Genomic DNA, 13997 nt, shown 5'->3' with positions numbered 1-13997 from the left:
GCACACAGAGTGGACCGGTCATGGGGCGGGACGGGCAGCGGGCTTCGGCCTGCGGCGTCGCAGGAGCGACCAGCGCTTTCGGGGTACCGGAGTCGTGGGCGGCCCCGCGACCGGCCGAGCGGTGCCGGGATCAGGCCGCCCGGTCGTCTCCGGGACCGGCTGGATCGTGAGCCGCTCCCCCGGGTGGGGCACCGCCCCGGACCCGGCCAGGATACGGCGAGCAGACGTAGTCGGGACCGCCTCCGCGGCCCTGGCTGCCTCCAGGTCGGCGTCCAGAAGGAACCGGTACCAGCGGATCTCCTCCTCCCCCTCGGCCAGGCACAGTTCCTTCAGGATGTCCCGGGTGGCCTCGGATACGCTGCGAACCTCCAGGAAGCGCGGCCGCAGCCTCCTGAGGCGGGCCCGTTCCCCCGGGTCGGGCACCGCTTTGGTGAGGGTTGTGTCATCAAGAACGCTTGCTCGTACCGCGGCCTGCTCCCAGAAGCCGACAGCATGCCGTGTCAACTGCCGCACTCGCCTCCACCGCCAGCGACGGGCGCGATGGTCGGTGCCGGCCTCCAGCCTGGCCCGCATGCCCGTGGGCAGCCGCCCGGTGAGCAGCCTCGGATTGTTCTCCGCGAATTCCCGCAGCTCTTCCGCACGATAGAGCCAGACCACCGTGCGGTAGCGGTTCACATAGAAGCCGGCCGGTACGAAGCAGCCCGCCCTGGCGAGGCGCGCAAAACGGGAAGGGCTGATATCCAGCAGCTCGGAGGACTCGCCGGCCCCCATGACGCGCAGCCGCTCCCGCAGTCCGCCGGGGAAGTCCGGCGCCCTCTTGACCCGCTCCAGCTCCTGGCGTGGCACCCTCCGGGGTCCTCCCGGCGGCCCCGGCACGGTGCGCACCTCCTCGGTCTGCACCGCCAGTTCGAACTCCCTGGGCCGGAGCCCCAGCTCCTTCGCGGCCGTCCGAAGCGCTACATCGGCCGTGTTCCGGAACAGCGCCGGCGCGCGGCGGTCCACGGGCTTGTCTCCCATGTCGTCATCCCCCGTCGGTATTCGACTACCTTGCGTGAGAACGACGATAGCCCGGAGTCGCGATTCTCGCCGAGCCTGTGGATAACTCTGCGAAACCGCAGGTCAGTTACTGTTTCGTGCGGCCAGCCCAAGGTGCTCACCGACGCGGTTGACCAACAGCGTCATCTCGTAGGCGACTTGGCCGATGTCCGCTTCGGCCTCCGCGAGGACACACAGGCAACTGCCGTCCCCCGCGGCCATCACGAAGAGCACCCCCTCATCGAACTCGATCATGGTCTGCCGCACCCGGCCGGCCTTGAAGTGCTGGCCTGAGCCCTTGGCCAGACTGTGCAGCCCGGACGAGACCGCGGCCAGATGCTCCGCGTCCTCGCGCTCGAGGTCATGGCTGCTCCCCGTCACCAGCCCGTCATTGGACAGGACCAGGGCGTGCCGGACAGACGAGATCCGCTTTGTGAGGTCGTCCAGCAACCAGTCGAGTCCCGTGTTCAGTGCCACCACGCGCCCCCTTATCCTCGGCATCTGCCGTGCCACCCTTACCCACGAGAGCACGGTCAGCAACCACGAGGTCCAGTTCTGTTGCGCACAGTTACTCCCCTGTCGCACCTGTCACAGTCGCATCGCCGAGCGAGGCACGGTCTTCCGCATCAAGGCTGCGCACCAAGGCTGCCGCAGGCGCGAACATAGGGAGCATGACATACGACTTGGCAGACGACCGGGGCGCGGTCCAGGCATTCTTCGGCGAACGGGCCGCCCGCTGGGACGCACGCTTCCCCGACGACGGGCCGGCCTACTCGGCGGCCGTGAACGAAATCGGTCTACGGCCCGGCGCTGCGGTGCTCGACGCCGGGTGCGGCACCGGACGGGCCCTGCCCGCGTTGCGTACCGCCGTGGGGCCGGACGGAACGGTGCTGGGCGCTGATATCACCCCGGCAATGCTGGACGAGGTCGTCCGGGCGGGCCGGGACGAGGCAGCGGCGCTGTTGCTCGCGGACGTCTCCCAACTGCCTTTGCAGGACGGCTGTCTGGACGCGGTCTTCGGAGCCGGGTTGATCTCCCACCTCCCGGGCCCGGAGAGCGGACTGCGCGAACTGGCCCGGGTCGTTCGCCCTCGCGGCCGGCTCGCGCTCTTCCATCCGGTGGGCCGCGCCGCGCTGGCAGCCCGGCAGGGCCGGCAGATCACCCCCGACGACATCCGGGCCGAACCGCGGCTGCGCGCGCTGCTGGCCGCGACCGGCTGGCGGCTGGTGTCGTATGTGGACCAGGACGACCGGTATCTGGCACTGGCGGAGCGGGAACCGGAGTGAGGCGCCCGGCGGCCGGCGGCCGGAACGCTGAGGCGGCGGCCCGACACAGGGCGGCGGCTCTCAGGGGCGCCCCTGCTCCTCCTTCGGAACCTGCCGCACCGGACAGGCCGAAACCCCCGCATCGCCCCCAGCCGGGAAGGTGCCCAGGTCCGCGATGCTGTAGCCGTTCGGATAGCCGGGGTAGCCCTTGATCTCCGGGTTCTGCCGCGCATAGTGCGGGCTGCGGCGGGGCGGCAGCAGCCGAACGCCCCGCGCGCGAAGCCGCAGCGCGCCCCGCGTCAGCCGACGGGCGAGAGGGCTGGGATCGGCGTAATGGAAGGCCCGCAGCAATGAATCGTCCAACAGTGCCAGGCTCGCACCGCGCACCAGCGGGGCCAGCGGACGCGGGTACCAGGAGGCCATCAGGCCGAGCGTGGCGTCGGAGACCTTCCGCGCCCCCTCGTCCCAGCCGAAGTAGCTTTCCTCGTAGGAATCGAGGCACTCCTCGAACTCCTCGTAGCTGCGGGGGATTTCTTTGATGCCCATATGGCGCCCGAGTGTGCGGTAGTAGTGGCTGACCGCCCGCAGTTCGTGGTGGGTGAGACGCCGCCAGCCGAAGGTATCCAGCCAGCGCTTGGGCATGACGACAAAGGTGCACAGGACATAGCGCATGTCGTCGTTGGTGATGTCGTAGGCACGGTGCATCTGGTTGATCCGGCGGATGGCGGTGCGCCCCTGCACACTCTCGAAGCCGTGCTCCAGGACGGCGTCCAGAAGGAGCGAGGTGTCGTCGTAGCGCTTCTGTGTGCGGTCGGTCAGCTCGGCGGTGCGGGCCAGCAGTCTGCCGATGCTGGGGACGGCGTAGGTGCGGTACAGAGCGAGTTCGAGAGCCCGGGTGAAGTCCCAGGGGAACTCATAGACGGCGATCAAGCGGTAGATCTCGTGCGAGTCCTGTTCCGGGTCGAGCTGGAGGATGTGCTTGAGCCGGTCGTACCGCCGCACGTTGTACCCCTCTCTTCGGATCCTGGCGTCTGTCACGGAGACATTTCAGCCGTCCGTCTCGGACACATTCCGTCTGTTGCGGACGCGCTCCGGGGGCTATGGTCACCGAGATCCGCCAGGAAGGGGAGGCCACCGGTGGCTGCGGAAGAGGAAGATTCGCTCTATGTACTGACTGCTGTGCTGCTGACGCCCGCGCAGTTCCCAAGTGTGCTGGGGGACGACTACCCCGCGGCCTGCGCCGCGCTGGAGCTGGAGCCCTACGCCGAGGGGTACGGGCTCGTGCTGGGACAGGACGGAGCGGGTGCGCGCTGGACCGTGGTGACCGAGGACGTGACGCAGGTGGCCTGTGCCATCGCCTCCTGGGACTGCGGCATGGAGGCCGACCTGTCTCCGGACGAGCGGGACGTCGTCACGGTGCTGCCGGGCTGGCCACTGGCACTCGCTGTCTCCGCACCGGGCCTGCCCGAGCCGCACGACCCCGTGCTGGAGGGAGACCTGGAAGGGAGCGGCCCGGTTCTCTCGCCCCCGGACACCTCTGGTTGGGGCCCGGCACAGCGACGGCTCGGCGCGGACGAGATAGCGCTCCAGTGGGCGCAGTGGCGGGCGCAGGCCGAGGATGACGTGGAGTTCGTGGAGTCGGGTGAAGAGCCCGACGACCAGGTGCGGCGGGTCCTGGAGGAGGTACGGGGCTATCTGGAGACGCCCCCGCCGCCCGGGCGGATACGGTCTGCGTTCGCCTCGGGTGACGCTCGTACTCTCCGGGCCGACGGCCCCGGCTGGAGTGTGGTGGCGCGTACCGACGACATCGCGTTCGTCCTGCTGGACGAGGCTCCCGGCGAGGTGCGCCCAGTGGGCCGCGGCCGTGAACTGCCCCAGTTGCTCACGGCTCTCGACGGCATCGCACTGCGCCCGGCGGCCTGACGGCACATGCCGAAAACCCCTGGCGCCGGCGAACCGGGGCACTAACCCGGCCGGGCTGTCCGCGCTAGCGGTTGAGTTCCTTACGGCTGACCCTGCGCAGCCTCCGGCGCTGCGAAGGGTCCAGCACCAGATACGCGATCGTCGGCACGCCAACGATCACCAGCAGCGCGATCCAGAACGACGTCAGCCACCACAGCAGCAGCCCTACCGCCACCCCACCGACAGCGATCTTTGCTCGGTTGGTCATCTCGGTACCTCCTCCGCACCGGCGGGGCACCGCTGCTGCCCAGTCCGGTGGCTCCGCCTCTCACTCCATTGAACGCCATTCGGACGCGGCAGGTTCCCTTCGCGCCACCGGAGGCGGATTTATGGCCTGGGCGAGGGGCGTCGCACCTCGGCCCGGCGTGATGTACCCTCGACCGCTCCGCCCCGCTAGTCAAATTTGAGGAATGCATCAGCACTGTGGCAGAGACCCTGGCAAGCACTTCCTGGATGTCCCAGCTCACCCACTGCGTGACCCTCTTCCTTCCCGCAGACCCGCCACGCCGCTCCCGGATCGCCTTCCGGCATCCAGAGGGAACCGTCCCGCACACCGACAGCCCCTTCCCCGCCGAAACCTTCGAGCTGGCCGTCGTCGTCCCGGCTGAGGACGGTGTGGAGACACGCACCGTGCCCACGGTCACGCTTCCGGTAACCGAAGCCCTTCCGTTGCTCACACGGGCGTACGCCACACGTGAGGAGAGCGGCACGGAACCGACTGCAGCCTTCTGGGGTGCCGCCACGCTGTTCGCCCTGCGGCTGGCCGCGCAGGGGCGATTGCTGCCGGGGTTGAGCCCGGCCGGCTACGACGCATGGCGGATGGGTCCGCTCACCGGCGACGACGGCGCCATGGTGGCCGAACTGGCCGCCGCGATGCCCCCGGACGCCCACGCCGTGCCCCTGCCCGGAACCAGCCCGATCCGGATGCCCGAGCCCGGCCCTCTGCTGAGAGCCTTCCTGGATGCCGTGGCCGACAGCCTCCCCCGTACGCCAGCTGCACCGCTGGCGGCGGGAGCGCCCGCCTTCACCGGGGACGAACCGCTCGCCGTACCGGAACTGCGGGAGTGGGCCGCCGACATCGCGGCAGGCATCGATGCGGGAATCCGGCTGTCACTGCGGATCGAGATCGACGGTCTGCCGACCTCCCATGACGACAGCGAGCACGGGCCGAGCGAACAGAACGCAGAGCCAGGCCCCAGGTTCCGAGGCGTCCTCCAGCTGCACGCGCCGGCCGACAGCACACTGATCGCCGATGCGGCGGAGGTGTGGGCGGGCACCTCACCGCTTGCCGAGCGGTTCGGTCCGCGGGCGCGTACCGACGCGCTGCTCGCGCTTCGCCGGGCGGCGGCGGCCTGGGGGGCGCTCACTCCGCTGCTCACGGCGGCGGTGCCGGACGCCGTCGAGCTGGCCGACGAGGAGATCGCCGAGCTGCTGGGGGCTTCCGTCCCGCGCGCCCTGGCGGCAGCCGGTGTCCAGGTGCACTGGCCGCGCGAGTTCGCTCGTTCGCTCACTTCTCGCGCGGTGATCGGCCCAGGTGACGACGAGGGCGGGCCCGACGGGAGCAGGCAGGACCGGAACGGTCCGGGGCTGCCGTCTCTGCTCTCTCCGGACGCACTGCTGCGCTTCGACTGGCGCTTTGCCGTGGGCGACCAGGAGGTTACCCGCGCCGAGCTCGACCAGCTGGCCGAATCCGGACGTCCACTGGTGCGGCTGCGCGACCAGTGGGTGCTCGTCGATCCGCAGGAGATACGTGCCGCACGGCAGCGCGAGGACCACAAGGTCGGCACTCTCGAGGCACTGAACGTTGTGCTCACCGGCGCCGCCGAGCAGGATGGCGAACGCGTCGAGGTCGAGGCCACCGGGTGGCTGGAAGCGCTCCGGGAACGGCTGTCCGACCCCGAGCGCCGTGAGGAGCCTCCGCTGCCTCCGCCCGCCGAGCTGAGGGCAACGCTGCGCGACTACCAGCTGCGCGGTCTGGACTGGCTGCACCGGATGACCTCGCTGGGTCTCGGGGGCTGCCTCGCCGACGACATGGGCCTGGGCAAGACGATCACCCTGATCGCTCTCCATCTGCGCCGACAGCACACGGAGGCCACCGCCGGGCCGACACTGGTGGTGTGTCCCGCCTCCCTGATGGGCAACTGGCAGCGGGAGATCGAGCGGTTCGCCCCTGGGACACCCGTTCGCCGCTTCCACGGCCCGGGCCGCTCGCTGGAAGGACTGCACGAGGGCGAGTTCGTGCTGACGACCTACGGCACGATGCGACTGGACGCCGACCGACTGGCCCCCGGCGACGGCGAAGCGTGGGGCATGGTCGTCGCGGACGAGGCCCAGCACGTCAAGAACCCGTTCGCCGCCACCGCCAAGGCACTGCGCACGCTCCCCGCGCGGGCGCGGGTGGCTCTGACGGGGACCCCGGTCGAGAACAACCTCTCGGAGCTGTGGGCGGTCCTCGACTGGACCACTCCCGGGCTCCTGGGCCGGCTGGGCACGTTCCGCAGGCGCTACGCCGACGCTGCGGAGGGCGGCGATCCGGTGGCAGCCGAGCGGCTGGCCCGGCTCGTACGGCCGTTCCTGCTGCGGCGGCACAAGACGGACCCCGGCATCGCACCCGAGCTGCCACCGAAGACGGAGACCGACCGGGCGGTCGCCCTGACCACCGAACAGGCGGGGCTGTACGAGGCCGTCGTACGGGAGAGCCTGGAAGCGCTGCGCGGGACCGCCGGGTTCGAGCGGCGTGGTCTGGTGGTCAAGCTGCTCACTTCGCTCAAGCAGATCTGCAACCACCCTGCGCAGTACCTCAAGGAGAGCGACGGCCGGTTGACGGGGCGTTCCGGAAAGCTTGAGCTGCTGGACGAACTGCTCGACACTCTCCTCGCGGAGCAGGCGAGCGTTCTCGTCTTCACGCAGTACGTACAGATGGCGCATCTGCTGGAACGTCATCTGGCTGCCCGTGGTGTGCCGACCCAATGCCTGCACGGCGGTACACCAGTGGCGCGGCGTGAGGAGATGGTGCGCCGCTTCCAGGAGGGTGCCGCGCCGGTGTTTCTGCTCTCCCTCAAGGCGGCCGGAACCGGGCTCAACCTCACCCGGGCGAGCCATGTCATCCACTACGACCGCTGGTGGAACCCCGCGGTCGAGGCCCAGGCGACCGACCGCGCCTACCGCATCGGCCAGACGCAGCCCGTCCAGGTCCACCGGCTCATCACGGAGGGAACGATCGAGGACCGTATCGCCGACATGCTGCGGCGCAAACAGGCGCTCGCGGATGCCGTACTCGGCTCCGGGGAGACCGCCCTGACGGAGCTGACGGATGCCGAGCTGGCCGAACTCGTCGAGCTGCGGAAGGTGGAGCGTTGAACGACTACGGCGTGACGTACGAGGAGGACGCCGGGATGGACGGGAGCGGCACGACGGAGGGAAGCGGTACGGCGGACGGTGCCGGTGATCGCGAGCGGGTCTTCGCACCGCTGCCCCCCGCCCACGGCCGGGGCTTCGCCCGTACCTGGTGGGGGCAGACGTGGCTGAAGGCGCTGGAGGACACCGCACTGGACGGCAAACAGCTCCGGCTGGGCCGCAGTTTCGCCCGGCAGGGAGCCGTGGGTGCCGTCTCCGTGCGCCCTGGCCGTATCACCGCTGTGGTGCTCGGATCGGACCGGACGCCGTGCCGGGCCGATGTGCTGCTGCGCGAGCTGGACGAAGACGAGTGGGACCGACTGCTGGAAGTGATCGTCGAGCAGTCCGGCCATATCGCCGCCCTGCTGGACCGCGATATGCCGCCCCGGCTGGTGGAGGACGCGGCGGACGTCGGGTTGGAACTGCTGCCGGGCATCGGTGATCTGGACCCCGAGTGTGCCTGTGGAGCCTGGGACCACTGTTCGCACACCGCCGCGCTCAGCTACCAGACGGCGCGACTGCTGGACGAGGATCCGTTCGCACTGCTGCTGATGCGCGGCCGGGGAGAAAGTGAACTGCTGACTGCACTGCAGGAGCGCAGTGCGGCAAGAGCCGCCGGCAGGACCCCGGACTTCGGGCCGGCGGCAGCAGACCGGGAGGAAGAGCCTGAGGGGGTGGACGCGGCGGAGGCGTTCGCTCTGGGGATGCTACTGCCCCCGCTGCCCGAACCGCCCTCCCCTGTACGTGAGACGGGGCAGATCGTGGCTCTGGAGGGCGGCGCTTCCGGCGCGCCGGGGCTGGACGTCGACGCGCTCTCCTTCCTCGCCTCGAACGCCGCCGCAACGGCTCGCCGTATGCTCACCGCGGCCGTCTCCCCGGGGCACGGCGCCCGGCGGCTGCCGAGGCCGCTGACGGCCTGGGAGGACGCCGTACGGCTCGCGGCCGCTCGTCCCCGGCGGGCGGTGACCGCCCGGCTCGCGGAGGGGTGCGGGCGTACGGAGAAGGAGCTGGAGGTCGCCGTACGCGCCTGGGAGTTCGGCGGCGTGGAGGCGCTGACCGTCCTGGAGGAGGACTGGTCACCTTCGCCTGAGGCACTCCGGCTGGCAGCCGAACAGCTCGATCTCGCGTGGGGCGAGGAAGAGGCCCGTCCGGCCCTGCGTGCCTCGGGCACGCGTTGGACCGCGGTGGGAACGGATGCCCAGCTGCGGTACGGGCCGGACGGCCGGTGGTGGCCCTACCGCAGGCAGCGGCGCTCGTGGTGGCCGGTGGGCGGCCCGGAACGGGACCCGGCGGCCGCTCTGGCGGTTGCGCTGGCCGACGACGAGGAACAGGGCGCCGGGGCGGCCTGAGCGCACCTGTGCCGCCGCCCTTGCGAGCAGGGCGGCGGCACAGGCGGGGGGGTGTTCCGTCAGGCGAGGCCGTCCAAGACCGGGAGGTAGCCGCCGGACTGTCCAGCGGCGGTGGGGTGGTAGGACTCGTCCACCGGGAGGGTGACGCTGTGCAGCCACTCGTCGCCCGAGCAGATCTCATGTCCCGAGAAGGTGGGGCGTACGTCGCCGAAGCTGAAGCCGTGGTCCGCGGCGCGCTTGGCGGTGACATCGTTCAGATCGTCGGAGGCCGCGTTGATGGCCTCGCGGGACTTCTCGCTGATTCCCACGGCGCAGTCGCCGCCGAGCTTGTAGATGTGGGGGTAGCCCAGCACGACGACCTTTGCGGAGGGCGCCTTCTCGGTGATGGCGTTGTAGACGCCGTCGAGCTTGCCGGGCAGCGTGTTGTTGATGTAGTCGCGGGCTTCCTGGATGCGCGTCAGGCAGGCGCTTTCGCCCTGGGTCACGCAGGTGGTCATGGCGTCGGCGAACCCGGCGTCGTTCCCGCCGACGCTGATGCTCACCAGGCCCGTGGAGGAGTTGAGCGGGCCGAGTTGGCCTGCGAGCACATCGTCGGTACGCGCGCCGGAGCAGGCTGTGAAGTCGAACGATGAGGGGGAGTTGGCGGCGCTCCAGAGCTTCGGGTATGCGTTGGCGCTCCGCTTGCAGTCGCCTCCCTCGTAGTCGCCGGCGCCGACTCCGGAGGAGTAGGAGTCGCCGAGGGCTACATAGCCGGTGGCGGCGGTCTCTTCGGCGGACGCGGTTGCTGCGCCGGTGAGGGAGGAGAGTCCGAGGAAGACGACGACGGCGGTGGCCGTGGACGCCCATCTGCGCTGCTTCATGGGGCCTCTCAGGGATAGGCACGGAAGGAACAGCTGTCACATCGATCGCGGCGGATTTACCCCGCCTACGATGCGTCCATGCCAATCTCGGAGGTCCAACTACGCGCGGAGACTGCCGTGTTGCGGGTGCCGAGAGAGGGCGCGAGTGGGTCTGTCACGCCAGTGGCTTGGAGAGCTTCTTCCCCTTGCCCGCCGTCAGGCTGCAGATGACGTAGCTGAATCCCGTGCCGGCGTTCTTCGACTTCGGATACGAGATGAGCGTTCCCCCCACCGTGCCAGCCGGCTGCTTGGCCGCTTTGTTCCGCAGCGTGGTGCGGCACATCGAGTCCGCCTCGCGCCGGACGGCGTCATCGGTGCCGTAGCTGCCCGTGAGCTTCTTCCGGCTGACGACCTCCGCGTCGTGCGACGTGTCACAGTCGCGGGTCACCACGGACCCCTCGCGTTCCTTGGAACGGTTGTAGCAGTCCCCCTCGTGCAGCAGGAAGGCAGGCAACGGCACGTCACTGGAGTCGGTGTCAGGGCTCGCGGAGGGCAGTTCGTCGTCCTCGCCCGGCGTCGGGAAATCGGTCGCCTCGCTGTCCTCCGATGGTGTTTCGGACGGTTCCTCGGTCGGCTCGCCGGGCTCGTCGGAGGGTGAGGGCGACACTGTCGACGGTGGCTTCCCGTCGGCGGAGTCACCGGTGCCCGAGTCGCCTCCGGTCAAGTAGAGGACGGATGCGGTGATGAGTGCGAGGGCGACGACTGCCGCCGCGACAACGGCGGCCACGGTCTTGCCTCTGTTGCGGCCGGGTGGCGGAGGCGGCCAACTGCCGCCCGGCACCGGCGAGCCAAAACCACCGGAGCCGGGAGGCCCGAACCCACCGGGCGGCCCCACGGGAGGTGGCGGGGTACCGGCGGGCGGCTGGTTCGGCGGCGGTGGCATCGTCATGGCCATCACTCTGTCATGTTGCGCTCACCCTACGCATTTAGGTTGCCAAGTAGGCATACGAAAGCGCCTGTTGGTGGGAGAGAAACAACAAGAACCAACAGAAACCGAGGAGATGAATGAGCACTCCCCTGTCGGCCGGTCAGCCCCGATCCTCCGCTCCGCCGCCCGTGCCGTACTACGAGGACGTCTCCCCGGGAACCGGCTGTCTGCCCCCGCGCGCGTGGACGCCGGGCTCGGACGCGCGCTGCCTCGCACTGTCCGGCACCGTATGGAAGTTCCGCCTCTCCCCTACCGCGGACCGGCACAACGATGCGTTCGCCGACCCGCACTACGACGACACCCAGTGGACGGAACTGCCCGTTCCCTCCCACTGGGTACTGCATGGACACGGCGCGCCCGCCTACACGAACGTCCGCTATCCCTTTCCCGTCGATCCGCCCCACGTTCCGGACGAGAACCCGACAGGTGACCACCGGCATGTCTTCGATCTGCCGGACGAGTGGCCGCTGCCTACAGGCGATACAGACACCGCACTGCACGGCTCCCCGGTGGAGGACCCCGGTGAGACACTGCTGCGCTTCGAAGGAGTGGAGTCGTGCGCACGGGTCTGGCTGAACGGTCAGGAGCTCGGAACGTTCCAGGGCTCCCGGCTGCCGCACGAGTTCGCCGTCGGAGCACTGCTGCGACCGCGCGGCAATGTGCTCGCCGTCCGGGTGCACCAGTGTTCCGCCGGAAGCTATCTGGAGGACCAGGACATGTGGTGGCTGCCGGGCATCTTCCGGGAGGTCACCCTGCTGCACCGCCCGGCCGGTGCGGTGCGCGACCACACTGTGCACGCCGAATTCGACCACACCACCGGCCGCGGCACGCTGCGCGTCGAAAGCGACCCACCGGGGCGGATCACCGTACCGGAGCTGGGATGGGAGCTGGGCACCGGCGAGACGGCGACCGGGCAGGTCGAACCGTGGACTGCGGAGTCACCTCGGCTCTACGACGCCGAACTTGCGGTCGGTGATGAGCGGATCGCCCTACGCGTCGGATTCCGCACCGTGGTGGTCGAGAACGGACTGTTCAAGGTCAACGGCTGCAGGGTGCTGCTTCGCGGTGTCAACCGGCACGAGTTCCATCCAGAGACCGGACGCACCGTGGACCACGAGACCATGCGGCGCGACCTGGTGATGATGAAACAGCACAACATCAACGCCGTACGCACCAGCCACTATCCGCCGCACCCCGCGTTCCTCGACCTGTGTGACGAACTGGGCCTGTGGGTGGTGGACGAATGCGACCTTGAGACGCACGGTTTCATCGGACTCAAGGACGCACGGAATCCCGTGAACGACGAACGATGGACCCCTGCCCTGCTCGACCGAGCGGCCCGCATGGTGGAGCGGGACAAGAACCATCCCTCTGTCATCATCTGGTCGCTGGGCAACGAGTGCGGAAGCGGTGCCGGACTTTCCGCGATGGCCCGCTGGATCCGCCAACGGGACCCTTCCCGGCCCCTCCACTACGAGGGCGACCACACCTGCCCGGACAGCGACTTCTACTCACGTATGTATCTGCCGCACGCCGGGGTCGAACTGGTGGGGCGGCGAGAGGAACCCGCCCTGGATGATCCCGCACAGGACGCACGCCGCCGAGCACTGCCGTTCATCCTGTGCGAGTACGCGCACGCCATGGGCAACGGCCCGGGCGGACTGAGCGAGTACCAGCGGCTCTTCGAGACGTATGAGCGCTGTCACGGCGGTTTCGTATGGGAGTGGATCGACCACGGTCTCACGCGACGCACCGAGGACGGCCGGAGCTGGTTCGCTTACGGGGGTGACTTCGGCGAGGAGGTGCATGACGGCAACTTCGTGTGCGACGGACTGGTCTTCCCCGACCGCACCCCCTCACCTGGTCTTGTCGAGTTCAAGAAGGTGATCGAGCCGGTCCGGATCGGTCCGGGTGCGGCGCCCGGCAGTGTGCTGGTCACCAATGGGCACGACTTCCTCGATCTGTCCCACCTCGCTCTCGAGTGGTCGTACGAGATCGAGGGCGAGCAGGTGAGCGGCGGCATGCTGCCGCTGCCCGAGGGGCCCGTGCCACCAGGAAGTTCCGTGGAACTGCCGCTGCCCTCCACGCCGGAGACGGTGCGGGCCGGAGAGGCATGGTGGACCGTACGCGCGGTCCTCGCCCACCCGACCCCCTGGGCCGACCGCGGCCACCCGGTCGCCTGGGGACAGCTGCGCGCCGCCGAGCCGGAGTACCCGCCGGCCACCACCTTGCCCTCGGTCCCCGCCGCACCACGCCGCTACGAGGCACCAGACGGCCCGGAGAAGCGCTACGGCGGTGGTGGGCAGGTCCGGCTGGGGCCTGCGGTCTTCGCGGCGGACAGCGGTGCCCTGCTGCGGCTGGGCGGCATCCCTCTCCAGGGACCGAGGCTGGACGTGTGGCGGGCGACCACCGACAACGACGACGGCGCTCCCTTCCAGCCGGACGTACGGAACGGCCCGCTGTGGCGCCGTCACGGACTGCACCGGATGCGGCACAGGACGGACAGCGTGGAGCTGACGCAGGATGCGCTCGTCGTCCGTACCCGGGTGGCCGCTGCCGCTTCCGCGCTGGGCCTGCGCACCGTCTACCGGTGGACGGGGACCGTCGACCGGCTGCGGCTGACGGTGACGGTCGAGCCGGAGGGCAACTGGGACTTCCCACTGCCCAGGCTGGGAGTGCGGCTTGGGCTGCCGGAAAGCTACGCCCATGTGACGTGGTTCGGTGGCGGTCCGGGCGAGGGCTACCCGGACACCACAGCAGCGGCGCGTACCGGGCTGTGGCGCAGCACTGTGGACGCGCTCCAGACGCCCTATGTGCGCCCTCAGGAGAACGGTGCACGCCCGGACGTCCGCTGGGCCGAGGTGACCGGAGGCCCTGAGGGTCCGGGGCTGCGGGTCGAGGCCGACGGAATGTGCTGGTTCACGGCGCGCCGGTGGACGACCGAGCAGCTGGACGCCGCGGAGCACACCACCGACCTCGTCGCCGGGGAGACGGTGTGGGTCAACCTCGACCACGGGATGCACGGCATCGGCTCACAGTCGTGCGGACCGGGCGTGCTGCCGCAGCACCAGCTCGCCGCGGAGCCGGTCGAGTTCGGGTTCACCTTCCTGGAGGCCGCCTCCGCAAGGTGACCGCGGGACGATTGGTGCGGCAGGCGGGCCGG

Annotated in this window: 11 protein-coding genes; 5 read left to right on the top strand and 6 right to left on the bottom strand. The window is 69.9% G+C overall.

What is annotated here, in order from left to right; translation table 11 throughout:
* Positions 1-18 precede the first annotated feature (18 nt).
* Positions 19-1017 carry a DUF6397 family protein gene (locus ACTWQF_RS27195; protein WP_443282327.1) on the bottom strand — a complete coding sequence of 333 codons (999 nt, stop codon included), beginning with the start codon at positions 1015-1017 and terminating at the stop codon, positions 19-21.
* A gap of 102 nt (positions 1018-1119) precedes the next feature.
* Positions 1120-1512 carry a roadblock/LC7 domain-containing protein gene (locus ACTWQF_RS27190; protein ID WP_443245661.1) on the bottom strand — a complete coding sequence of 131 codons (393 nt, stop codon included), beginning with the start codon at positions 1510-1512 and terminating at the stop codon, positions 1120-1122.
* Between the two features lie 194 nt (positions 1513-1706).
* Between ACTWQF_RS27190 and ACTWQF_RS27185 the strand changes: the two genes are divergently transcribed.
* Positions 1707-2321 carry a class I SAM-dependent methyltransferase gene (locus tag ACTWQF_RS27185; protein ID WP_443282326.1) on the top strand — a complete coding sequence of 205 codons (615 nt, stop codon included), beginning with the start codon at positions 1707-1709 and terminating at the stop codon, positions 2319-2321.
* A gap of 60 nt (positions 2322-2381) precedes the next feature.
* Here ACTWQF_RS27185 and ACTWQF_RS27180 read toward each other — a convergent pair whose 3' ends face one another.
* Positions 2382-3302: an oxygenase MpaB family protein gene (locus tag ACTWQF_RS27180; protein ID WP_443282417.1), complete on the bottom strand. Its 921-nt coding sequence runs from the start codon at positions 3300-3302 to the stop codon at positions 2382-2384.
* 135 nt (positions 3303-3437) lie between these two features.
* Between ACTWQF_RS27180 and ACTWQF_RS27175 the strand changes: the two genes are divergently transcribed.
* Complete coding sequence (locus ACTWQF_RS27175) at positions 3438-4223, top strand: hypothetical protein (protein WP_443282325.1); 786 nt, start codon at positions 3438-3440, stop codon at positions 4221-4223.
* Positions 4224-4287: 64 nt separating this feature from the next.
* On the opposite strand, the gene ACTWQF_RS27170 is transcribed toward ACTWQF_RS27175, so the two are convergent.
* Positions 4288-4470: a hypothetical protein gene (locus ACTWQF_RS27170; protein ID WP_443245657.1), complete on the bottom strand. Its 183-nt coding sequence runs from the start codon at positions 4468-4470 to the stop codon at positions 4288-4290.
* A 245-nt stretch (positions 4471-4715) separates the two neighbouring features.
* Between ACTWQF_RS27170 and ACTWQF_RS27165 the strand changes: the two genes are divergently transcribed.
* Positions 4716-7622, top strand: coding sequence for a DEAD/DEAH box helicase (locus tag ACTWQF_RS27165; RefSeq protein ID WP_443282324.1), 2907 nt, complete (start codon positions 4716-4718; stop codon positions 7620-7622).
* A 35-nt stretch (positions 7623-7657) separates the two neighbouring features.
* Positions 7658-9007 (top strand): SWIM zinc finger family protein, encoded by a 1350-nt coding sequence (locus ACTWQF_RS27160; protein ID WP_443282416.1) that lies wholly within the window; start codon positions 7658-7660, stop codon positions 9005-9007.
* Positions 9008-9066: 59 nt separating this feature from the next.
* Here the strand turns inward: ACTWQF_RS27160 and ACTWQF_RS27155 are convergent, their stop codons facing one another.
* Both ACTWQF_RS27155 and ACTWQF_RS27150 read right to left on the bottom strand, forming a co-directional pair.
* A complete protein-coding gene (locus ACTWQF_RS27155) occupies positions 9067-9867 on the bottom strand; it encodes an SGNH/GDSL hydrolase family protein (RefSeq protein WP_443282323.1) in 801 nt (266 codons plus the stop codon).
* Positions 9868-10021: 154 nt separating this feature from the next.
* Positions 10022-10633 carry a hypothetical protein gene (locus tag ACTWQF_RS27150; protein WP_443282322.1) on the bottom strand — a complete coding sequence of 204 codons (612 nt, stop codon included), beginning with the start codon at positions 10631-10633 and terminating at the stop codon, positions 10022-10024.
* 278 nt (positions 10634-10911) lie between these two features.
* Here ACTWQF_RS27150 and ACTWQF_RS27145 point away from each other — a divergent pair, with 278 nt between their 5' ends.
* A complete protein-coding gene (locus ACTWQF_RS27145) occupies positions 10912-13965 on the top strand; it encodes a glycoside hydrolase family 2 TIM barrel-domain containing protein (protein WP_443282321.1) in 3054 nt (1017 codons plus the stop codon).
* Positions 13966-13997 lie beyond the last annotated feature (32 nt).

Origin of the sequence: Streptomyces sp. 8N114 (genome assembly GCF_052245835.1) — a bacterium.
Classification (GTDB): domain Bacteria; phylum Actinomycetota; class Actinomycetes; order Streptomycetales; family Streptomycetaceae; genus Streptomyces.
Note: the sequence above shows the minus strand (reverse complement) of the source record. Positions and strands in the feature narration are given on the sequence as shown.